The organism is Corallococcus sp. bb12-1, assembly GCF_026626765.1.
GTDB classification, from domain to species: domain Bacteria; phylum Myxococcota; class Myxococcia; order Myxococcales; family Myxococcaceae; genus Corallococcus; species Corallococcus terminator.
The window spans coordinates 199,861-220,366 of the sequence record NZ_JAPNJZ010000018.1 but is presented as its reverse complement, the minus strand read 5'-3'; the positions used below and the strand labels follow the sequence as shown (position 1 = coordinate 220,366).

General features: G+C 71.1%; 14 protein-coding genes and 1 pseudogene. 7 read left to right on the top strand and 8 right to left on the bottom strand.

Annotated elements, in window-relative coordinates:
- Positions 1-50 precede the first annotated feature (50 nt).
- From OV208_RS21625 to OV208_RS21615, 3 genes are all read right to left on the bottom strand, one after another.
- Entirely contained in the window at positions 51-3,269 is a 3,219-nt protein-coding gene (locus OV208_RS21625) for an Ig-like domain-containing protein (RefSeq protein ID WP_267575769.1), read from the bottom strand.
- Positions 3,270-3,437: 168 nt separating this feature from the next.
- Positions 3,438-4,256, bottom strand: coding sequence for a LytR/AlgR family response regulator transcription factor (locus tag OV208_RS21620; RefSeq protein ID WP_267575768.1), 819 nt, complete (start codon positions 4,254-4,256; stop codon positions 3,438-3,440).
- The gene (locus OV208_RS21615) at positions 4,249-5,373 is read right to left on the bottom strand and encodes a sensor histidine kinase (protein ID WP_267575767.1); all 1,125 of its coding nucleotides are present in this window, start codon (positions 5,371-5,373) and stop codon (positions 4,249-4,251) included. Before OV208_RS21615 ends, OV208_RS21620 begins: the two co-directional genes overlap by 8 nt.
- A 239-nt stretch (positions 5,374-5,612) precedes the next feature.
- Between OV208_RS21615 and OV208_RS21610 the strand changes: the two genes are divergently transcribed.
- Positions 5,613-6,755 (top strand): hypothetical protein, encoded by a 1,143-nt coding sequence (locus OV208_RS21610; RefSeq protein WP_267575766.1) that lies wholly within the window; start codon positions 5,613-5,615, stop codon positions 6,753-6,755.
- Between the two features lie 43 nt (positions 6,756-6,798).
- Here OV208_RS21610 and OV208_RS21605 read toward each other — a convergent pair whose 3' ends face one another.
- The 4 genes and pseudogenes from OV208_RS21605 to OV208_RS21590 form a co-directional block, all read right to left on the bottom strand.
- A complete protein-coding gene (locus tag OV208_RS21605) occupies positions 6,799-8,664 on the bottom strand; it encodes an SBBP repeat-containing protein (RefSeq protein WP_267575765.1) in 1,866 nt (621 codons plus the stop codon).
- Between the two features lie 135 nt (positions 8,665-8,799).
- Positions 8,800-9,525, bottom strand: a complete 726-nt coding sequence (locus OV208_RS21600; RefSeq protein WP_267575764.1) for a hypothetical protein — start codon at positions 9,523-9,525, stop codon at positions 8,800-8,802.
- 72 nt (positions 9,526-9,597) lie between these two features.
- A pseudogene (locus tag OV208_RS21595) lies at positions 9,598-9,702 on the bottom strand (DNA-binding response regulator); the annotation flags it as partial.
- Positions 9,690-9,875 carry an ATP-binding protein gene (locus tag OV208_RS21590; protein WP_420715040.1) on the bottom strand — a complete coding sequence of 62 codons (186 nt, stop codon included), beginning with the start codon at positions 9,873-9,875 and terminating at the stop codon, positions 9,690-9,692. The pseudogene OV208_RS21595 and the gene OV208_RS21590, both read right to left, overlap by 13 nt.
- A 110-nt stretch (positions 9,876-9,985) precedes the next feature.
- On the opposite strand from OV208_RS21590, the gene OV208_RS21585 reads away from it, so the two are divergent.
- The 3 genes from OV208_RS21585 (at position 9,986) to OV208_RS21575 (ending at position 12,909) form a co-directional block, all read left to right on the top strand.
- The gene (locus OV208_RS21585) at positions 9,986-11,605 is read left to right on the top strand and encodes an NADP-dependent glyceraldehyde-3-phosphate dehydrogenase (RefSeq protein ID WP_267575763.1); all 1,620 of its coding nucleotides are present in this window, start codon (positions 9,986-9,988) and stop codon (positions 11,603-11,605) included.
- Between the two features lie 106 nt (positions 11,606-11,711).
- Positions 11,712-12,209, top strand: a complete 498-nt coding sequence (locus OV208_RS21580) for a 6-pyruvoyl trahydropterin synthase family protein (RefSeq protein WP_267575762.1) — start codon at positions 11,712-11,714, stop codon at positions 12,207-12,209.
- Positions 12,202-12,909, top strand: a complete 708-nt coding sequence (locus OV208_RS21575; protein ID WP_267575761.1) for an SDR family oxidoreductase — start codon at positions 12,202-12,204, stop codon at positions 12,907-12,909. The genes OV208_RS21580 and OV208_RS21575 overlap by 8 nt, the downstream gene beginning before the upstream one ends.
- A gap of 6 nt (positions 12,910-12,915) precedes the next feature.
- On the opposite strand, the gene queD is transcribed toward OV208_RS21575, so the two are convergent.
- Positions 12,916-13,296 carry a 6-carboxytetrahydropterin synthase QueD gene (queD, locus tag OV208_RS21570; protein WP_267575760.1) on the bottom strand — a complete coding sequence of 127 codons (381 nt, stop codon included), beginning with the start codon at positions 13,294-13,296 and terminating at the stop codon, positions 12,916-12,918.
- 367 nt (positions 13,297-13,663) lie between these two features.
- Here queD and OV208_RS21565 point away from each other — a divergent pair, with 367 nt between their 5' ends.
- From OV208_RS21565 to OV208_RS21555, 3 genes are all read left to right on the top strand, one after another.
- A complete protein-coding gene (locus tag OV208_RS21565) occupies positions 13,664-14,296 on the top strand; it encodes a hypothetical protein (RefSeq protein WP_267575759.1) in 633 nt (210 codons plus the stop codon).
- A 68-nt stretch (positions 14,297-14,364) separates the two neighbouring features.
- The gene (locus OV208_RS21560) at positions 14,365-16,200 is read left to right on the top strand and encodes a sigma 54-interacting transcriptional regulator (RefSeq protein ID WP_267575758.1); all 1,836 of its coding nucleotides are present in this window, start codon (positions 14,365-14,367) and stop codon (positions 16,198-16,200) included.
- The gene (locus tag OV208_RS21555) at positions 16,197-20,420 is read left to right on the top strand and encodes a protein kinase domain-containing protein (protein ID WP_267575757.1); all 4,224 of its coding nucleotides are present in this window, start codon (positions 16,197-16,199) and stop codon (positions 20,418-20,420) included. The genes OV208_RS21560 and OV208_RS21555 overlap by 4 nt, the downstream gene beginning before the upstream one ends.
- Positions 20,421-20,506: the final 86 nt, after the last annotated feature.

Genomic DNA, 20,506 nt, shown 5'->3' with positions numbered 1-20,506 from the left:
CCTCCCGCCGCATGCACCGGACGGGAGGCCCTTGGTGAGGCGACGGGACTTCAGTGGATCCGGCCGGCGGGCAGGTTGGAGCGGGGCGGGAAGCCCGGCACGGCGGCCCTGCGCGCGCCTTCCTTCCGCCACGGCGCGAGGAGCGTCTCACCGACCCTGTCCGTCGCTGCCTTCAATGTGGGCGGCTCGCCACACACCAGGGCGGCCAGGTCGTCCCTGCGGCGCCCCAGGTCCTGGAACACACGCCCGGGTCCCGCGCCTGTCGGATCCGGGGTGGGGGAGGCGCTGACGAGGAAGGGGGAGATGAAGGCCTGCTGTCCCTGTTCGCGCGGCCCCACGTGGAGGAAGAAGGTGTTGGTCTCTCCCGCGTGGCAGCCGTTGCACGTGTTGACGGAGAACTGGTGGCGCGCTTCCGCGTTCACCCCGGAGGCATTGAAGAAGAAGAAGAAGGGCGTGATGGAGGAGGCGGCCTGAAAGGGTTGGCCCTGGAACGTGGCGGGCACGTCGTGGGTGCCGGCGAGGATGGCCGCCTGGTTCTGGTTGATGTAGTTGCCCAGCATCGGTGAGTTGGAGAGGAAGAACTCGGGCGTGAGCGCCACCGGGGCCGGGGCGAGGCCCGTGGCGCCGAAGTGGAACTCGCGCAGCTCCCATTCGAAGTCGAGCGAGTTCTCGTTGGTGCGCACCTGGCTGATGGCGCTGCCCATGAAGCGTCCCGGTGCCACGGAGGCCTTGGTGAAGCGGTCCGTGAGCGCCTGGAGCTTCGGCCTGTAGTCGGGGTGCGCGATGCCCAACCGGGTCAGCTCGTGCCAGTCGCGAGCCCAGCGCTGGAGCTCCTCCGGGCTGCCGCCCGGCAGCACATATTCGAAGATGACGGTGAACGGCATGGGAAAGCCGAACGGGTCGAGCACGCCGAACACGAAGCGGCCCTCGCCCGAGGCCACGCCCTCCTGCCGCAGGTCGATGCGGTTGACGATGGCGAGCAGCCGGAACGGCGCGGTGTTGAAGTCGAGCGGCTGGCCGGGCCCGCCGCTGCGCGCCTCCCACGCGTCCGTCACGAGGTCGCGGATGGCCGGGCGGGGCGGGGCGACCGAGGCCTGGAGGAACTGGGGCTGCTCCCAGGTCCGCAGCCAGGTGCGCACCAACTGGGACGGATCCGCGCCGCCGTTCATCTCACGCATCAGCGTGCCGAACGTCCAGGCGCCATTGCCGGTGGTCCGCACCGGGTCCTCCACCACGGACAGGTCCGTGATGAGCAGCTCCTGGAACGGGACGACGGAGCACGTCGCCGGGTCGCAGGCGGTGGCGGACTCGCAGCCGTTGGCCGCGCTTCCATCACAGTCGAACGTGCCCACCATGCAGCCCAGGCCGCAGGTGCCCGCGCCGCAGACGGCGTTGGCGGAAGGGGCCCCACCGCACGTGTTGCCGCAGGTGCCGCAGTTCGCCTCGTCGCTCATCAGCGTGGCTTCACAGCCATTCGCTGGATTGCCGTCGCAGTCGCTCGTGCCCGGTGAACAGCCTGTCTGGAAGGACGCGCAGCCGGAGCGGTTGCCCGCGGCGTCGCGTGCGGAGACGAAGAGCTGCGAGTTGAGCTGGGAGGGCAGCAGGGGCACCAGGGCGAGGCCCGTCGTGTTCGCGAAGGCCTCCGGCGTGGACGGGGACGGCACGGTGCAGGCCGCGTCCGTGAAGAGGGCCACGCGGGCTCCCGGCTCGGTCTGGGCCTGCACCGCCGCGACGAACGGCGCCGTCGTGAAGGGCACGACTCCCGGAAGGACGGTGGGCAGCGCGGGCGCCAGGGAGTCGTTCACGTAGGTGGTGGGCGCGGAGCAACTGGAGCCGTTGCCCGCCGCGTCCACCGCTCGCGCGGAGAAGGTCGTGGAGGCATTGGCGGCGACGGTGCGGGCGAGCGTGAAGGCCCCCGTCGTCGCGTTCGCGGTGACGGTGGACAGCGGCGTCCCCACGCAGCCCGCGGCGGAGTGGATGCGCACCGACGCGCTGGATTCGGCCGTCCCGTTCAACGAAGGCTGGGTGCTGGAGGAGGGCGAAGCCGGGCTGAAGCTCGCGAACACGGGGATCCCGGGCGCGATGTTGTCATGCTGGTACACGGGCGCGTTGGAGCACGAGGACGTGTTGCCCGCGGCGTCCGTGGTGGTGGCGCTGAAGGAGGTGCTCGTGTTGGCCGTGGGGAAGACCTGCTTGGAGAAGGCGCCCGTGGTGGCCGAGGCCGTCACGGTGACGAGCGGCGTGCCCTGGCAGGAGGAGCCGGCGAAGAGTCGCACGGTGGCGTTCGGCTCGCCCGTGCCGGACAGGAAGGGCTGGAGGTTGGCGGACGGGGAGACGGGCGTGAACCCCGTGAGCGTCGGCGCTGGAGGCGCGAGGCTGTCGTGCTGGTAGGTGATGCCCGCCGAACACGCGGACACGTTGTTCGCGGCGTCCGTCGCGGTGGCGGTGAGGGTCGTCGAGGTGTTGGCCGTCAGCGACAGCGTCGCGGAGATGGCGCCGGTGGCCGAGGCCGTCACGGTGGCGACCGGCGTGCCCTGGCAGGACGCGCCCAGGAAGAGCTTCACGGTGGCGCCCGCCTCCGTCGTCCCTGCGACTACGGGGGTCGTGTTGTTCTTGGACGGTGACACGGGGGTGAACCCCGTCAGCACCGGGACGGTGGGGGGCTCGGTGTCCGTCTGACATTCGAACAGTTCGAGTCCGCCCATGGAGATGACCTCGATGCCGGAGCGGCTGTCGTTGTCCTCCGTGACGTTCAGTCTGTATTTGACGTAGGAGCCCGGGGAGGCGACCGCGTATTCGCGCCGCTCGAAGCCGGTCCAGGTGATTTCATTGGGGCGGGTATCGACCACGACCCACGCGCTGCCGTTCCAGCCCTGGAGGGTGAAGGTCCGGGGGGCGCGGGAGAGGATGCCGCCGTTGGCGTACTTGATGGCGTAGTGGGTGACCCTCTTCGGACCGTTCGCCCATTCATAGCCAATCCAGGCGGGGACGGCGCCCTGGGTGGAGATCCACATCGTGGCGTCGTTGCGGTCGAAGGCCCTCCAGGCATCGTAGGTGCCGCCGTACACGCCGGAGGCGGTCACGGTGCCGCCGGGGAGCGTCGCGCTGGTCATCTGGGGGACGAGGTTGCTCCCACAGGTGAGTGCCTGCCCGGTGGCGAGCGGCTCGGGAGGGGGAGGGGAGGTGGCTTCTCCCTGACATCCCGGCGCCGTGGCCAGGGCCAGGGCGGCGGCCAGGAAGAGGCCTCTTCTGGAGGTGGGAACGCTCATGCGGTGCTCCTTGCTTCCATCGCTTCAGGTGACGACCCCTTCGCTGTCGCGCGGACCGCGCGAGCGTTGGGCCGTGCCGTGTTTGTACGGGCGCCCGCGAGCGCGCCGTGGAGCGATGTGTCGGAACCGCCGGAGCGGGGGATGAAACGTCCGCCGGGTGGGACGAACTCAGAACGACTGCCGCAGCAGGGCCTCCACCGCGGCCTTGCGGCCAGGGCTCAAGCGCAGCCGCGTCCCGTCGCGCAGCACCACCACCCAGCCCTTGTCCACGTCGGGCTCCAGCTCCCGGATGCGCTCCACGTTGACCACCACGGAGCGGTGCACGCGCACGAAGCGGCGCGGGTCCAGCCACTGCTCCACCTGGTTCAGGGTCTCCCGGAGCATGGGCTTGCGGGTGCCCGCGTGCAGCACCACGTAGTTGCCCTCCGCCTCGCACCAGTCCAGCTCCTCGACGGGGATGAGCAGCACCTTGCCGCCTGTCTTCACCGCGATGCGCTCCACCGGGCTGTTTCCACCCGCTGGACGGGCGGGTGCGGGAGGTGGGGCCTGGTGCTGTTCGAGCAGGGACGACAGGTGTTCGAGCAGCTTCTGGTCCCTGCCCTGGGCCCGTTGCTTCCGTGCGCGCTCCAGGGTGTCGCGGAAACGCTGGTCGCTGAAGGGCTTGAGCAGGTAGTCCAGCGCGTTCGCCTCGAAGGCGCGCACCGCGTACGTGTCGAACGCGGTGACGAAGATGACCGGGGGCATGCGCTCCACGCCCACTTCGCGCAGGACGTCGAAGCCATCCAGCTCCGGCATCTGCACGTCCAGGAAGACCAGGTCTGGCCGCTCGCGCAGGATGTGGTCCACGGCCTCGCGGCCTCCGTGGCATTCGTGCACGTCGGTGACCTCCGGCGTCTGGGCCAGCAGGTGCCTCACGCTGTCCCGCGCCAGCGGTTCGTCGTCCACGACCAGCACGCGCCAGCCTTCCCTTCGGTGCGTCTCAACCACGCGTCCCCCGCCTCATGTCTGTCTTTCCCTCAATGAAGGGCAGCTCCACCTTCGCGAGCACGCCGCCCCCGGGCAGGTCCTCCAACGTCAGGCCGTAGTGCTCGCCGTAGAGCTGCTGGATGCGGGCGCGGGTGTTCGCCACGCCGATGCCCGTGCCTCCGGCGCCTCCCGCGCGCAGGCCCGGCCCGTCGTCGCGCACTTCCAGCAGCAGCCGGTTGCCCTCACGCGCGGTGCTCACCTGGAGTTGTCCCCGGGCGGCCTTCCGCGCGATGCCGTGCTTGATGGCGTTCTCCACCAGCGGCTGGAGGATGAGCGCGGGCACGCGGGCCTTCAGTGTGTCCTGGCCGGGCGTGAGGTGGACCTCCAGGTGTCCGCCGAACCGGAGCTGTTCGATGCCGAGGAAGCGACGCACCAGCTCCAGCTCGTCCTCCAGCAGGACTTCGTGGTCGCCCCGGCCTTCCAGGCTCGCGCGCAGCAGGTGCCCCAGCTCCGCCAGGGCCTCCACCGCCTCCGGGTTGCGCTGCTGGCGGACCAGCCCCGCGACGGCGTTGAGCGTGTTGAACAGGAAGTGCGGATCCAACTGGGCGCGCAGGGCCTGGAGCCGCGCCTCCGCGAGTTGCACGGCGAGGCGCGACTCCGCCAGCTCCCGTTCGCGCAGGCGCCGCGTCGTGCGCAGCGCGGACCATGCGGCGAGCAAGAGCAGGTATTCGAAGTAGCCCAGCGCGCCGCGCTCCAGCAGCAGGCGCCACAGGCCCTCGGTGAAGGAGACGCCGTGCCCGCTCCATTGCTGGAGCGCCGACAGCACGGGCGCGAGCAGCAGCACGTGCACCTGGACGAAGCCCGCGCCCGCGACCAGCAGCAGGCCCAGGTGACGCAGCAGCCGGGGCCGTTCGGGGGGAATGCGTTGGAAGACGGCCAGCACCGGCGGCCCGAGCAGGGCCCACGCGCTGTACGGCACGAGCGCGAGGGCGAGCTTGAGGAGGAAGTCACGGGGCTCCTCCGCGTAGGCGCGCAAGGCATGGGGGACCGCGCCCAGGAGGCCCGCGGCCATGCCCAGCACCCAGACCCGTCGCATCGCGGACAGGCCGGTCCCCTCCAGCGCTCCCCCCTGCGTCATGGCGTTCACAGCCCCCAGTGAGCGCAGCCTAGCGGGAGGAACCGGGTTTCGTGAGGGGGGCTGACGGAAAGGGTCATCCGCTTCGGCTAACGTCCCGTCGCGCCGTGACCCAGAGCGCCCCGGGGCCCGACCCCGATGATGATCCGCCCGCGCGTCCACCCGAGTCACGGGACGGCACCCTGTATGTCCAGGGGGCCGAGGACGATGACGCCGAGCCGCGGTCTTCGCGCGGTGGCCACGTGTCCACGGTGCTTACCGCGCTGCTGGTGGCGGTGGGGCTCGCGCTGCCGGGCGTCGCGGTCTTCCTGAGGCGTCCGACCGCGAAGGTGGAGTCCGTCATCGTGCCGGGAGAACCGGTGGGGGGCGCGGCGCGTCCGGGGGCGACTGTCGTGGTCGGAGACTCTCGCCGGGACCAGGCCTCCGCGAATGCTGCATCGCCGCGTGGGACCGCACGCTCGGTCGAGCCTTCCTCGTTGATGGAGACGGAGGCGCGCCAGGAGTCGGTTCCCTCGCGTGTCTCATCAACGGGGGCGACCTCGCGCCGTGTCGAAGCCCTGCCGGTGGGCGCGGTAGCGCGTCCGTCCCCGTCCCCGCTGGACGGCGCCCTGACCCGGGTGGAGCCCCGGCCTTCCCCGTCCGTCCAGAGCGAGCGGCTGCGAGCCGTCATGGAAGACACGACCCGTCCTCCCGAGGAGCGGTCCGAGGCGGCGCTGACGTTGCTCGATGCCCACGCGAACCGGGAGCGATGGCGTTCGCTGGGGAGGGACGCCGAGCGCATCTCCCAGTTGGACCTGCCCCGCCACCTGCAACGACTTCCGGCCGAACAGGCCGCCTGGTTGCGGATCCACGCCGCCCGGAACCTGGAGCAGTGGGACACCGTGTTGGGCCTCGGCCCCACCTTCCGCCAGACGTATCCAGACAGCGCCCTGGTGCCCGCGGTCGATGCCATCGTGCGCAGCACCCTCACCCTTCGTGCCGACGCGGAGGACGGCCATCGGATGATGCAGGAGGAGCTTCGCGCGGAAGAGGACCGGGCCACGCGGGACGTCACCCGACTCGAAGGGCTGGGACAGCCTGGCACCGAGGCCCGCCGGAGGCTGGACTACCAGCGCTGCCGGCTCCCCGCGGAGAAGCGGTTCCACGCGGAGGCCCTCGCGCCCTGCCGTGCCTTCCTCGTGAACTGGCCCGTGGCGAACACCCCGGCGGAGCTCGGTGAGTATCGGGATGTCCGGGGCCTGGAGATCAAGGCCCTCGTCGGCTTGCGCCGCTACACCCAGGCCCGTGCACTGCTCGCGGCGTTCCTCGCCTCCGACCCCGAGGGCGAACCGCGAACCCGGGCCCGCGCCGTCGTCCAGGGCCTCCCCGCCGACGCGGAGGAGTGACAGCGCGGCGCCCCCGTGCGCCGCGCTGCCCCTTGCCCGCGACTCAGGGGGCCGCGAGCTTCGTCACGAACGCGTCGGAGGTCCCCACCAGCGTGTTGCCGCCGAAGTTCCCCTCCACGTAGCCCCCCAGGTAGAGGTTGCCGTTGGACTCCCGGTTCACGCCGTTGCTGTAGACGGGGGCCTGTCCTCCCGCTGGCAACACCGCCGGGTTCTGCTGGACCACCCACAGCCGGTTGCCCGCCGTGTCGAACTTCGCGACGTAGTTGTGCCCCTTCACGAACGTGGCGTTGGCCAGGTTGCCCACGTCGCCCTGCGCGCCACCGCTCACGTAGATCCCCGTCGCGTCGATGAAGATCCCCGACGCCCAGATGCCGTTCGCCGCGCTGAACTCCCGGGTCCAGAGTCGGTTGCCGGAAGGGTCGTACTTGGCCAGGTAGACATCCCCGCCCGGGGTGGGGTTCGGGTTCCCATCCAGGCCGCCGCCGCTCTGGCCCGTCAAATAGACATTGCCCGCCGCATCCGTCGCCGAGCCATACAGCCACACGTTGTTGCCCGGGGACCCGAGCTGCCGGGTCCACTGCTTCACGCCAGCGCTGTCGTACTTGATGACGAAGGCGTCCTGCGCGCCCACCCGGGTGTTGCCGTCCAGCCCACCGTAGGTCCAACCGGAGACATACACATTGCCGGCCGCGTCGGTGGCCGCCCGCCGTCCAATCGTGTTCTGGCTGGCCGCGCCCATCTGCCGGGTCCACTGTTTGGTGCCCGCGGCGTCGTACTTCGTCACGAAGACATCCTCGGTGCCGGTGCGGGTGTTGCCATCCATGCCGCCCAGCGTCGTGCCGACGACGAAGGCATTGTCCGCGGTGTCGACCGCGACGTCATAGCCCTCCGTGGAGGTCCCCGCCACGCCGAGCAGCCGGGTCCACTGATGGACGCCGGTGTAGCGGTACTTCGTCACGAACGCATCCCGGGGACCGACCTTGGGCGTGCCGTCCATCGCTCCGTCCGTGAAGCCGGCCACGTAGATCTCCTCCCACGTCCGGTTCGTCGCGATGCCGTAGCCCAGCGTGACGCTGTCCGGCGCCCCAAGCTGGAGCGACCAGATGTTGTTGCCGTTCCAGTCGCGCGCATGGAGGAAGCCATCCATCCCGCCAATCATCGGGTTGCCGTTCAGCCCGCCTGTCGTGAAGCCCGTGATGTACGAGCGTCCCGCCGGGTCTCCCACGAGGTCATGCACGCGCACGGGCGTGGACACCGCCCCGGAGGTGCGCGTCCAGAGGGCCGTGACGGGGTTGGTGACGCCGTCGCTCGCGCAGGTGATCAACTCCAGCCGGTTGAGGGAGATGACGACCACGCCCGCACGGTTGTCGTTGTCGTCCGTCACGTGCAGGCGGTACTGGCTGTAGGACGCGGGCGCGGCCAGCGTGAACTCCCGCCGCTCCCACCCGCCCCAGCTCGTCTGGTTCGTGCGCGTGTCCAGCACCACCCAGGACGAACCGTTCCAGCCCTGGAAGGTCCAGTCCTTCGGCGCGCGCGTGGTGAGGCTGGTTCCGTTGGCGAAGGCGAGGGCGTAGCGGTGGACCGCGGCGGTGCCGGCGGGCACCTGATAGGCAAGCCAGGCCGGCGTCTGGTTCAGCGCGGAGAGCCACAGCGAGGCACTGTTCGCGTCGAACGCCTGCCAAGCCTCGTACGAGGAGTTGTAGACCCCCGAGCGCGTCACGGTGCCCGCTGGCGTCGTGGGGCCCGTCATCGTCGGCACCGCCGAGGAACAGGTGAGGGCCTGGGCGGTGGTCTGGAGGTCCTCTTCCGCTCCGGTGTCGGGGGCGTCCGGGCCCTGGCAGCCGGGCAGGGACGTGAGGACGAGCGCGCTCGCCAGGAAGGTGCTGCGGACAGCGGGAAAGGCTTTCACGGTGACTCCTCGGGAGTCGTGCGAAGGGCGCACGAAGCCCCCGAGGAGTACCGGCACACCCCGGTGTGAGCGGGCGTTATGTGACGAAACCGCCCGGGCGCGGGACGAAGGCGCCGGGCGGAGGGATGGCTGGGATTAGCGGGTCGCTTCGGCCATGCACGTGGCGAACGCGTCGGCCGGCTCGCACAGGCTGCCGAGGTTCTTCGTGAGCTCCTTCGTCAGCGCGGCCTTCTTCGCATCGAAGGTCTTCCGCTGGCAGGACGTGACGGCCGACTGCTGCTTCCTGTTGCACATGGAGTCAGGGGCCCAGGCGTTCTTCTGCACGACGCACTCATTGACGAACTGCTTCAGGCCCGGCGCCTTGGCGATAGCCGGGGTGACATGGGTGTCGAAACACGCCTGCACCTTCTTGGCGACCTCCGCGTCGACGCTGCCCTTGCCCACCTTCTTGCAGAGGGCCGCCTGCTGCTCCTGCACCTTCTTCTGCGCGGTCATGAGCTGGCTGATGGAACACTGCCCCGCGGCCGCCGCCTGGGGCTGGGACAGCGCCTTCCAGCCGGTCATGTGGGTGACGGCGCAGTCCTGGATGAACAGCGAGCGCACGTTGGCGGTGGCGCCCGAGGCCTCCAGGGCCTTCCACGCGGGACCACAGACGGCGTCGTTCTTCTTGCCCGCGCCCTCCCGCCAGTTCTCCGTGTACATGATGACGCAGTCGTTGCTGACCAGCGCCTCCGCGTTGTCGAGCTGACCCGCCTTGGCCACCGCGTCGAACGCCGTGGCGCAGTCCTGCTTCTGGGCCTGACCCTGGAGCGGGAAGAGGGTGAACATCGCGACAACGAGAGCTCCCGTGGATTTCAGCATGTCTTCGTGCCTTCTGTGTGTTCGTGCGGTCCATCCGCCGGCCCGGGCAGGCTAGGCACGCTACCCCAGGGCTCAGGGGCTCTTCTCCACCTCCATCCGATAGCCGACACCGCGCACGGTCTGGATGGAGAAACGCGAGGTGGGGCTCCACTGGAGCTTTCGCTTCAAGCTGGAGACGCGGTGCTCCGGGTCCGTGCTCCGGATGAAGTTTTGGGGAGGGTCAATTCAAAGGTGGTGCCTTTGTCGCTGGAGGCCGCCACGCGCAGCGTGCCTCCATGCAACCGGGCGATGCGGCGGCACAGCGCGAGCCCCAGCCCGCTGCCAGGCACCTCGCGGCCGCTCCTGCTCATGGTTTCATGACGGGAACGCAGGCCCGGGCGCGAGCGTCCGGCGCCCACACCCACATCGCCCGCGCGGGATTTGGTGCCGGTGACAGGGCGCTTGGTTAAAAAGGGCGCCCATGACGACGGCTCTCGACGACCTGTTCCCCACCGACGCGCAGATTCCCCCCGGTGTCCGGCTTCCCGCCTATCTGGAGCAGCGCGAGTACCTGGTGGGAGGCGAGCTGCGCACCTGGGCGGGCGAACTCAACCCCGTGCAGAGCCCCGTGTTCCTCCGCACGCCGGAAGGGCTCCAGCAGAAGGTGATTGGCGCGACGCCGCTGCTCACCTCGCGCGAGTCCCTGGACGCGCTCGCGGCGGCGGTGAAGGCCTACGACCTGGGCCGGGGCGTGTGGCCCACGTTGAAGGTGGCCCAGCGCATCGAGCACGTGGAGCGCTTCCTCGTCGCGATGCGCGCCCAGCGCACGGCGGTCGTCAATCTGTTGATGTGGGAGATTGGCAAGACGCTGCCGGACTCGGAGAAGGAGTTCGACCGCACCGTCGACCTGATCGTCGAAACCATCCGCGCGCTGAAGGAGTTGGACCACACCTCGTCCCGCTTCGTGCAGGAGCAGGGCATCATGGCGCAGATCCGCCGGGGCCCGGTGGGCGTGGCGCTGTGCATGGGCCCGTACAACTACCCGCTCAACGAGACCTTCAGCACGCTCTTCCCCGCGCTGCTGATGGGCAACACCGTGGTGTTCAAGCCGGCGAAGTTCGGCGTGCTGCTGGTTCGCCCGCTGCTGGAGGCCTTCCGCGACTGCTTCCCGCCCGGCGTCATCAACATCATCTACGGCCGGGGCCGGGAGACTGTGGGGGCGCTGATGGAGAGCGGGCAGGTGGACCTGTTCGCCTTCATCGGCACCAACAAGGGCGCCAGCGAACTGAAGCGGATGCACCCCCGGCCGCACCGGCTCAAGGCGGTGCTGGGGTTGGATGCGAAGAACCCGGCCATCATCCTGGGGGACGCGGACCTGGATAACGCCGTGAAGGAGTGCATCACCGGCACGCTGTCCTTCAACGGCCAGCGGTGCACGGCGCTCAAGCTGCTGGTGGTGCACCGGAGCATCGTGGACGCGTTCCTCGCGAAGTTCACGGCCGCGGTGGACACGCTCAAGCCCGGCATGCCCTGGGACCCGGGCGTCGCCGTCACGCCGCTGCCTGAACCGGGCAAGGCGGCGTACCTCCAGGGGCTCGTGGACGACGCCGTGTCCAAGGGCGCCCGCGTGGTGAACACGACGGGCGGCCAGTCGTCGCGGTCGTTCTACGCGCCCACGGTGGTGTACCCGGTGACGAAGGGGATGCGGCTGGCCCACGAGGAGCAGTTCGGCCCGGTGGTCCCGGTGATGGTGTTCGACGACGACGCGGAGGCGGTCCGGCTGGTGGTGGAGTCGCAGTTCGGCCAGCAGCTCAGCCTGTTCGGGAAGGACTCGGCGCGCATCGGCCGGTTCATCGACGCGTTCTCCAACCAGGTGGGCCGCATCAACCTCAACTGCCAGTGCCAGCGCGGGCCGGACACGTTCCCGTTCAACGGCCGCAAGGACTCCGCGGAAGGCACCCTGTCGGTCGCGGACGCGCTCCGGGTGTTCTCCATCCGGACGCTGGTGGCAACGAAGACGACGCCCGACAACACCACCCTGGTCCAGTCCATCCTCACCCGTCGTGAGTCGGACTTCCTGACCACCGACTTCCTCTTCTAGTCCCCCTGGAAACGGAGGGCAGGGGAGCAGGTGGCGGAGGGTGAACGGAGGCGGCCAGGATGGTTCCGCTCCCTCCGTCCTTGGTGCTAAGCCCTCCGCCATCCCCATGGCGCGCACAACGACCATCGAGCTGCACAAAGAAGAGATGAAGTTCTCCGCGGGGCACTTCACCATCTTCTCCGCCACGCACCGCGAGAACCTGCATGGGCACAACTTCACCGTCTACGTCGCGTTGACGGGCGAGGTGTCCGAGGACGGCCTGCTCGCGGACTACGGCCCGCTGAAGCAGGCCGTCATCACGCGCTGCAAGGCCTGGAATGAGACCTTCTTCCTGCCCGGCCGCTCGCGGCACCTGCGCCTGGAGAAGGACGCGCAGGGCAATTACAAAGCGTACTTCAACGGCGAGGAGCTGCACTTCCTCGCGCGCGACGTGACGGTGCTGCCCGCGCCCAACGTGACGCTGGAGGAACTGGCGCGCGTCTTCGGCGAGGAGCTGGTGGGCGACGGCGCCGCGATGGCGCGCGACGGCATCACGCACCTGTTGGTGAAATGCGCTTCAGGCCCCGGACAGTGGGCCACCTGGGAGTGGGGACAGCATGGCTGACTGGGCCCTCATCACCGGCGCCAGCCGGGGCATCGGACGGGCGACCGCGGAGCGCTTCCATCAGGAAGGCTGGCGCGTGATGAACGTGTCGCGCAACCCGTGCACCGTGCCGGGCGTCGTGAACGTGGAAGTGGACCTCGCCGTTCCGGGCTGGGAGGCGAAGCTCGTCCCCGCGCTCCAGGAGGGGCCCGGCAGGGACGCAGGTCGCGTGTGCCTGGTGCACAACGCCGCCCGCTACGTGCATGACGAAGCGCTGGCGATGGACGCGGAGCACTTCCGCCAGGTGCTGGAGGTCAACGTCGTCGCCCCCCTGGTGCTCAACCGCCTGGTACGCCCGCTGCTCACGGACGGCTCGTCCATCCTCTACGTGGGCTCCACGCTGGCGGAGAAGGCCGTGAAGGGCATCGCGTCCTACGTGACGACCAAGCACGCGATGGTCGGGATGATGCGCGCCACCTGCCAGGAGCTGGTTGGCACGCAAATCCATACCGCCTGCGTCTGCCCGGGGTTCACCGACACCGAAATCCTTCGGGAACACCTGGGAGGGGACGCGGCCGCCCGGGCGAGCGTGGCGGCGCGGACGACCTTCGGGCGGATCATCACGCCCGAAGAGGTCGCGGACTTCCTCTACACCTGCGCGAAGACACCCATCCTGAATGGCGCGGTCCTCCACGCCAACCTGGGACAGGTGGAGACCTGATCCAGCTCAGGCCGGCGCCGGGAACACGGTGCAGGACGACATGCAGGTCTCCGCCACCTTGAGGCGGGAGACGCGCACGCCGGGGATGTCCAGGCGCTCGTAGAGCCACGCGGCCAGCAGCTCGCTCGTGGGGTTCTCCAGGCCGGGCACGTCGTTGAGCAGCCGGTGGTCCAACTGGGCGTGGAGCGGCTCCCAGGCGGCGTTCAGCTCCGCGAAGTCGACGATCCAGCCGAGCTGCGGGTGGAGCGGACCCTGAAGGGTGATTTCGATGCGGTAGCTGTGGCCGTGCACGCGGGAGCACTTGTGCCCCTGGGGCACGTGGGGCAGGTGGTGCGCGGCCTCGAAGGTGTATTCCTTCGAGATTTCGGTGATGAGGGTCTTCTTCAAGGTACGGCCTCCATGCGGCGGCCTTGTACCTTCGATATCCCCCTCCGTCCATCCGCCCCGTCAGGAGGGCCCAGGACGCCTGGTGGCCTGCTGGCGCGTCCCGGTGAGGTGACGCTCCGGCAACCGCTGCCGGACCCTGGCAAGCCTTGCTGGCCTGTTTCGCGGCAGGGCATGCCGGGCCTGGGGTCCTCCCAGAGCGAAGTGCCCGTTGGCACCGCGGTTGCTCTACCGGGTTCCCGCCAGCCCAGGCCGGCCCGCATGCAGCGGTGCCGCGCGAGGGCGCGCCACAAGGACCCCTTCCCATGATGAAGACCCGCATGCTCCTCACGTCGGTGCTCGCCAGCTTCACGGTCGCGGAGTAATTCTCATGCGAGACATCCTCTGGAAGGTGCTGGCAGGGGCCGCGGTCTTCGCGACCGCCGCCGTGGGTTGGAGTCTGAAAGAGGGGGACTCGGCGACGCCGCCCGTGTCGCAAGCCCCGACCGGCGCGCCAGCGGATGTGTCGCGAGAGCTTCAAGCGCTGCGCATCGAGCTGGAGACGCTGCGCCAGGGCCAGGGCCGTCTGTCCGCGCAGGTGCGGCAGACAGGGGGAAGCGCGGTGGCGGCGGTCCCTGGTACGGGCGTCACACCCGTGGCGCCTGCTTCACCGCCGACGTCTGAGCAGGTGGAGGTGGAGGCGGAACTGGAATCGGCGGCGAACACCGAAGCGCGCGACCCGGAGTGGACCCGGGGCACCGAGTCCGCCGTGGCCCGGGCCTTCCAGTCGCCGACGCTCGCGGGCGCGCACCTCACCCGCGTGGACTGCCGCGCCCGGGTGTGCGTGCTGGAGGTGGAGCACGACACGCCCGCGTCCCGCGCGGAGCTGCTGCCCACCCTGATGGAGCTGCCGGAGCTGCGCGGTCAGATGGTCCTGCGCCCCACGCAGGTGCAGGGCCGCGCGGTGTCGCGCATCTACCTGTCGCGTCCCGGCGAACGCCTGCCGATGACGTCACGCCGGTGAGGGGCCCACGGTTGGGACTGGGGCGCTGTCCTCCCGGGAGGGAACGTGACAGCATGGGAATTCGCGCGATGTCCTCCTCGATTTCCAACGCCCGTGAGACCCGGCCCCTCGCAACGGGGGGAGGGGAGCCTCCAGATTCCGGAGCCGCCTACCTCCTGGTGATGGAGGGCGATTCGTCGTGGCGCTTCACGCTGCCTGACGAGGGCACGGTGCTGGTGGGCCGCGACGAAACGGCGGACCTGCGCCTGAAGGATGAAAGTGTTTCCCGGCGGCATGCCCGCATCCTGGTGACGGAGGAGGGGGCGCGCGTCGTGGACCTGGGCAGCCACAACGGGACGTCCGTCAACGGCCGGCAGGTGGAGGGTGCGCACCTGCTTTTGTCCGGGGACGTGCTGTCCTTTGGCGGGGTGGTGGCGGTGGTGCGCGCCCGCGTCCGGTTGGTGGCGGTGCGGCGCACGCTGGAGTCCGAGCGGCTGATGGCGCACCTGCGCGAGGAGGTGGACCGCGCGCTGCGCTACGGCCGGCCGCTGTCGGTGCTGGTGCTCGCGTTGCCCGACTCCGTCTCCGCGAGCCGGGAGTCGGTGGAGGCCCTGCTGACGGCGGAGGCAGGGCCGGCGGAGGCCGTGGGGTGGCTGGATGCCGCGCACCTGTTGTGCGTGCTTCCAGAGGTGTCCGGCGAGCCGGGCGAGGAGGGGTTCGGCGAGCGCGTGGAGGCGCTGCTGGCGGCGTGTCCCCGGGCCCGGCTGGGCACGGCGGCCTGTCCCACGGATGGCTGTGACGCGGACACGCTGGTGGCGGTCGCGCGCACGGCGGCGCAGGCCGCGAAGCCGGGACGGGCGGCGGCGGCGGTCGAAGGGGCGACGCGGCTGGACCTGGCCGGGCGCTCGGTGCTGGTGGCGGATCCGGCCATGTCCCAGCTCTATGCGCTCCTGCGCCGGCTGGCGGCCAGCGAGCTGCCGGTGCTGGTGTGTGGTGAGACGGGCGTGGGCAAGGAGAACGCGGCGTTCGCGGTGCATCACTGGTCGCGCCGTGGCATCGGGCCGTTCATCGCCGTGAACTGCGCCGCGCTCCCGGAAGGGCTGGTGGAGAGCGAGCTGTTCGGCAACGAGAAGGGCGCCTTCACGGGCGCGACCACGTCTCGCGTGGGCCTGCTGGAGAGCGCGCAGGGGGGCACGGTCTTCCTCGACGAGGTGGGCGAGCTGCCTCCGTCCGCGCAAGCCAAGCTCCTGCGTGCGCTGGAGGTGCGTCGCATCACGCGCGTGGGCGACACGCGCGAGCGTCCCATCGACCTGCGCGTGGTGGCCGCCACGCACCGCGACCTGGAGGCGGACGTCGCGGCCGGGCGTTTCCGTCAGGACCTGTACTTCCGCCTGGGCGCGGCCACGGTGTTGCTGCCGCCCCTGAGGGAGCGCCCCCGGGAGGTGCCCTTGCTGGCGCGCGACTTCCTGGCGCGCGCGTGTCTGGCATTGGGCCGGCAGGAGCTGGTGCTGGCTTCGGACACGCTGCATGCGCTGTCGCGCCATGCGTGGCCCGGCAACGTGCGCGAGCTGCGCAACCTGATGGACTACGTCGCCGCGGCGGTCGCGGGGGACGTGGTGGAGCCGCATCACCTTCCTCCCCGCATGATGGGACGCAAGGGGACGGCCCCGGTGCCTGCTGGGGTGGAGTCCACGCCGGAGGCGGGCCGTGCGGTGGCCGAGGCCTCGGCGGGGGCGCGTCCGCCATTGGCGCAGGAGCTGCGTGAGCTGGAGCGCCGTCGGATGATGGAGGCGTTGGAGGCGTCGGACGGCGTGCAGACGAAGGCCGCGGCGCTCATCGGCATGCCGATCCGGACCTTCTCCTTCAAGCTGAAGCAGTTGGGTGTGCAGGTGCGTCCCGGACGTCGGGGGCCCGAGGACGAATGAGCTCGCCTCCCGGGCCGCTGTTGGAGCCTCCGCGCGAGTTCGAGGAGTACCGGCTGCTGCGTCCCCTGGGACATGGGGCGATGGGGCAGGTGTTCCTGGCGCAGGACACGCTGTTGGACCGGCAGGTGGCGGTGAAGTTCATCGCCACGCCCGCGGGTCGGCTGCCGGATGCGGCAGCCCGGGCGCGGTTCTTCCAGGAGGCGCGCGCCATCGCCCGGCTCCAGCATCCCAACGTGGTGGCCATCCACCGCGTGGGCGAGGCGCGCGGCCAGCCGTATCTCGTGTCCGAGCTGATCCGGGGAGAGTCGCTCGACCAGTTGGCCCGACCGGTGGAGGGCGGACTGGCGCTGCGGCTCGGCATCGACCTGGCGCGAGGCCTGGCCGCCGCCCACCGTCGGGGCATCCTCCACCGCGACCTCAAGCCCGCGAACGCCGTGCTGTCGGAGGACGGCGAGGTGAAGCTGCTCGACTTCGGGCTCGCGGAGTGGAGCGTGTGGACGGAGCCCGCTGCTCCCTCGGAGAAAGGGGGGGCGGAAGACAGTGCTGGCACGGCGCGGGACACCGTGGATCGACGGCCATTGGGCGCGACTGCTGGCCCGCGACCGTTGACGAACGCCTCGGAGGCTTTGGCCTCCCTGTCGGAACAGGCGGGTGATGCGGAGGCGCTAGGGTCCGCGAGCGCGCGTGCGACGCAAGATTTCCAGCCCCTGCCCCCTGTGTCTGGCGACAGGCCGCAGGCTGACGCTCATGCCACGCAAGACCTCCTGCCTCTGCCCTCTGTGTCTCGTGACAGGCCGCAGGAAGGGGCGCGAGCGACGCGCGATTTCCTGCCACTGAACCCTCTCGCCGGTGACAGCGCACAGGCGGGAGTGCGAGCGACGCAAGACTTCCGGCCGCTGCCCACCGTGTCTGGCGACAGGACGCAGGACGGCGCGCGTCCGACACGGGGCTCCCACCTTCGGCCCACCGCGCCGTCCGCGCAGGTTGATGCCGCAAGCCCCGCGACCGGTGGACCCGACCCCATGCCGGTTCCGGCGCTCGCGGGCACTCCGCTCTATCTGGCCCCCGAACTCTGGCGCGGCGAACCGGCGAGCCGCGCCAGTGATGTCTATGCGCTGGGCGTGCTGCTCTATGAACTGTGCGCGGGCGTGGCCCCCCACGACGGTGTGCCCGTGGAAACCCTGGGCCGCGCGGTGGAGGAGCAGCCCCCGCGCCCGCTCGCCGACGTGGCGCCCGCGCTTCCTCCGGGGCTGGCGGCCGTGGTGGACCGGTGTCTGGCTTTGAACCCCGCCCACCGGTTTGCTTCCGGCGACGCCCTGCGCGAAGCCCTTGAAGCGCTGAGCCTGCCCACTCGCGCGGGTGCGCTGCCCACCGGTAATCCCTACCGGGGCCTTCAACCGTTCGAGGCCGCGCACCGGGGCGTCTTCTTCGGCCGCGAAAGCGAAGTGCGCGAAGTGCTGGACCGCCTGCGCGGCGATGCCTTCGTGCTGCTCGCGGGCGACTCGGGCGTGGGCAAGTCGTCGCTGTGCCGCGCGGGCATCCTGCCCGCCCTCGCTGCTGGCTCGGAGTCCGGGGCGCGCGGGTCGGCGTGGGCCGTCGTTTCCTGCACGCCGGGCCGTCGCCCGTTGGACTCACTGGTCGAAGCCCTGGCCCCGCTGCTCGACGTGTCGGCCGACGCACTGCTCGCGACCGTGGAGGCCGAGGAGGGCGGCGCCCTGGCGCGGGCCCTGCGCCGCCGTCCCGCCCATGCGCCCCAGGTGCTGCTCTTCGTGGATCAGCTCGAGGAACTCGTCACCTTCTCGGAGCCCGCCCAGGCGGCACGCCTCTCCGAGGAGCTGGCGTTGGTGGTGCGCCGCGCGCCCCGGACGCGGGTGCTGGCCACCGCGCGCAGCGACTGTCTCACCCGGCTGGTGGCCCTGCCCGGCCTGGGAGAGGAGGTGCCTCGCGCGCTGCACCTGCTGCGAGCCCTGTCCGAACAGGGACTGCGCGAGGCCGTCGTCGGCCCGGCCCGCGCGCTGGGCGTGCGCTTCGAGTCCCCGGAGCTGGAGCAGGCGCTCGTCACCGCCGCGGCCCGCACGGAAGGCGGCCTGCCGCTGTTGCAGTTCACGCTCACCGCGCTCTGGGAGGCCCGGGACCGCGAACGAAGCCTCATCCCCGCCACGGCCCTGGAGACCCTGGGCGGGGTCCAGGGCGCGCTGGCCCGTCACGCGGACGCGGTGGTGGCCCGGCTGCGGCCGGAGCAGCGCCCCCGCGCCCGCGAGCTGCTCCTGGAGCTCGTCACCCCCGAAGGCACGCGCCTGCGCCGCACCGTCGCGGAGCTGCTGCGGGGCCCGGACGACGCGGCGGGACGCTCGGTGCTGGAGGGACTGGTCCAGGGCCGGCTCCTCACCGCGGGCGAGGGCGAGGGCGGAGAGGGTGTCTACACGATCGCCCACGAAAGCCTGCTCACCGGCTGGGACACGCTGCGCGGGTGGATGGGTGAGGACGAGCAGCGGCGCGCCGTCCGCCACCGCCTGGAGCGCGCCGCCGCCGAGTGGGATCGCCTGGGCCGTCCGGTGGAGCTGCTCTACGCGGGGCGCCAGCTCGCCGAGGCCTCCGACGCGGGCACACGGCCTGGACGCTCGCGGGAGAAGGACTTCCTCGCCCGCTCACGACAGGTCGCCCGCCGCCGACGCGCCGTGCGCTGGACGGCCGCCATCGCCGCGCCCCTGGCCCTGCTGGGCGCGGTGGTCGTCACGCGCCTTCAGGCGAGGGCCCAGTTGGAGGCGCGCATCGCCCAGCAACTGCGCGACGCCCGGGGCGCCGTGGTCGCCGCGCACACGGCGGACGTGGAAGCGGAGCGGCTGCGGACGGACGCGTTCGCGCACTTCGATGCACCGGGACGCGAGCACCGCGAAGCCGCGGAGAAGGTGTGGTCCCACGCCCTGGAGGTGGAGCGCGTCGCGGAAGCCGAAGCGCTGCGGGCCCTGTCCGCGCTGGAGACCGCGTGGGGGCTCGACCCCGGCCGCGCCACCGTGAGGGACTTCCTGGCGGACCTGCTGGCGGAACGGGTCGCCCGCTCGGCGCTCCACCAGCAACCCGAAGCGCGTGAGCAGTGGCTGAATCGCCTCGCGTTGTATGACGTCTCCGGAGCCCGAAGGGCTGAGCTGTCCGCGCCCGCACGCCTCTCGGTCGTGACGTCGCCGCCGGGCGCACGCGTACGGCTGCTGGGGCCGGGGCCGGAGGACGCGGCCTCACCGGGGCGCGAACTCGGGTCAGGCCCCGTGCGCGAAGCGGACATCCCACCGGGCTCGCACCTGCTGCTGCTGGAGGCCCCCGGCCGCGCCCCCGTACGTGCCCCCGTGCTGCTTCGCCCCGGAGAAGCCCTGACGCTGGAGCTGAAGCTGCCGCCCGCTTCCGCGGTGCCCGACGGCTTCGTCTATGTGCCCCCTGGCCGCTTCCTCCTGGGCGCATCGGAGAGCGAATACCTGCGGCAGAACTTCTTCTTCGCCGCGCCCCTGCATGAAACGCGGACGGACGGCTTCCTCATCGCGCGGCACGAGGTGACGTTCGGTGACTACATCGCCTTCCTCGCGTCGCTGCCCGCGAAGGAGCGCGCCCTGCGTCGGCCCGGCAACCGGCAGAGCCTCACCGTGGTGGAACTGGTGGAGGAACCCGACGGCCGCTGGCGTCTGGAGTTGAACCCGGCCTCGGCGCGCTACCGCGTGAGGGAAGGGGAGCCCGTGCGCTACGGGAAGCGGGACCGGCGCGCGGTGCAGGACTGGCGCCGCTTCCCGGTGTCCGCCATCTCCTTCGAGGACGCGCAGGCGTATGTCGCCTGGTTGGATCGCACCGGCCAGGTGCCCGGGGCGCGCCTGTGCACGGAGCGGGAATGGGAGCGGGCGGCCCGGGGCGCGGATGGGCGCCGCTACCCTGGGGGCGACGGGCTGGAGGCGGACGACGCCAACGTCGACCGCACCTATGGCCGGGAACCCCAGGGCTTCGGCCCGGATGAGGTGGGCAGCCACCCGCGCTCGCGCAGCCCCTTCGGCGTGGACGACCTGGCCGGCAACGTGTGGGAGTGGACGCGCTCGGACGTGGTCCCCGGCCAGCCTTCGGCCCAGGGTGGAAGCTGGTACCAGAGCGACCTGAGCGCGCACTCCTCGAACCGGGACGTGGTGGAGCCCACCCAGCGCGAGGCCCTCATGGGGATGCGCGTCTGCGCCACGCCGCGCTTCTGACGCCTCCGTCGCGGCAAGGCCCGCCGGACCCCGGCAAGACTTGCCGGCCGGTCCTGCCAGCAAGGGCCGCCCGCGTTCCCCTTCCC

What these genes read in the sequence shown, in the direction of transcription:
- OV208_RS21625 (WP_267575769.1), bottom strand. Translation starts at nt 3,269, where the DNA reads ATGAGCGTTCCCACCTCCAGAAGAGGCCTCTTCCTGGCCGCCGCCCTG.
- OV208_RS21615 (WP_267575767.1), bottom strand. Translation starts at nt 5,373, where the DNA reads ATGACGCAGGGGGGAGCGCTGGAGGGGACCGGCCTGTCCGCGATGCGA.
- OV208_RS21600 (WP_267575764.1), bottom strand. Translation starts at nt 9,525, where the DNA reads ATGCTGAAATCCACGGGAGCTCTCGTTGTCGCGATGTTCACCCTCTTC.
- OV208_RS21590 (WP_420715040.1), bottom strand. Translation starts at nt 9,875, where the DNA reads ATGAGCAGGAGCGGCCGCGAGGTGCCTGGCAGCGGGCTGGGGCTCGCG.
- OV208_RS21585 (WP_267575763.1), top strand. Translation starts at nt 9,986, where the DNA reads ATGACGACGGCTCTCGACGACCTGTTCCCCACCGACGCGCAGATTCCC.
- OV208_RS21580 (WP_267575762.1), top strand. Translation starts at nt 11,712, where the DNA reads ATGGCGCGCACAACGACCATCGAGCTGCACAAAGAAGAGATGAAGTTC.
- OV208_RS21575 (WP_267575761.1), top strand. Translation starts at nt 12,202, where the DNA reads ATGGCTGACTGGGCCCTCATCACCGGCGCCAGCCGGGGCATCGGACGG.
- OV208_RS21565 (WP_267575759.1), top strand. Translation starts at nt 13,664, where the DNA reads ATGCGAGACATCCTCTGGAAGGTGCTGGCAGGGGCCGCGGTCTTCGCG.
- OV208_RS21560 (WP_267575758.1), top strand. Translation starts at nt 14,365, where the DNA reads ATGTCCTCCTCGATTTCCAACGCCCGTGAGACCCGGCCCCTCGCAACG.
- OV208_RS21555 (WP_267575757.1), top strand. Translation starts at nt 16,197, where the DNA reads ATGAGCTCGCCTCCCGGGCCGCTGTTGGAGCCTCCGCGCGAGTTCGAG.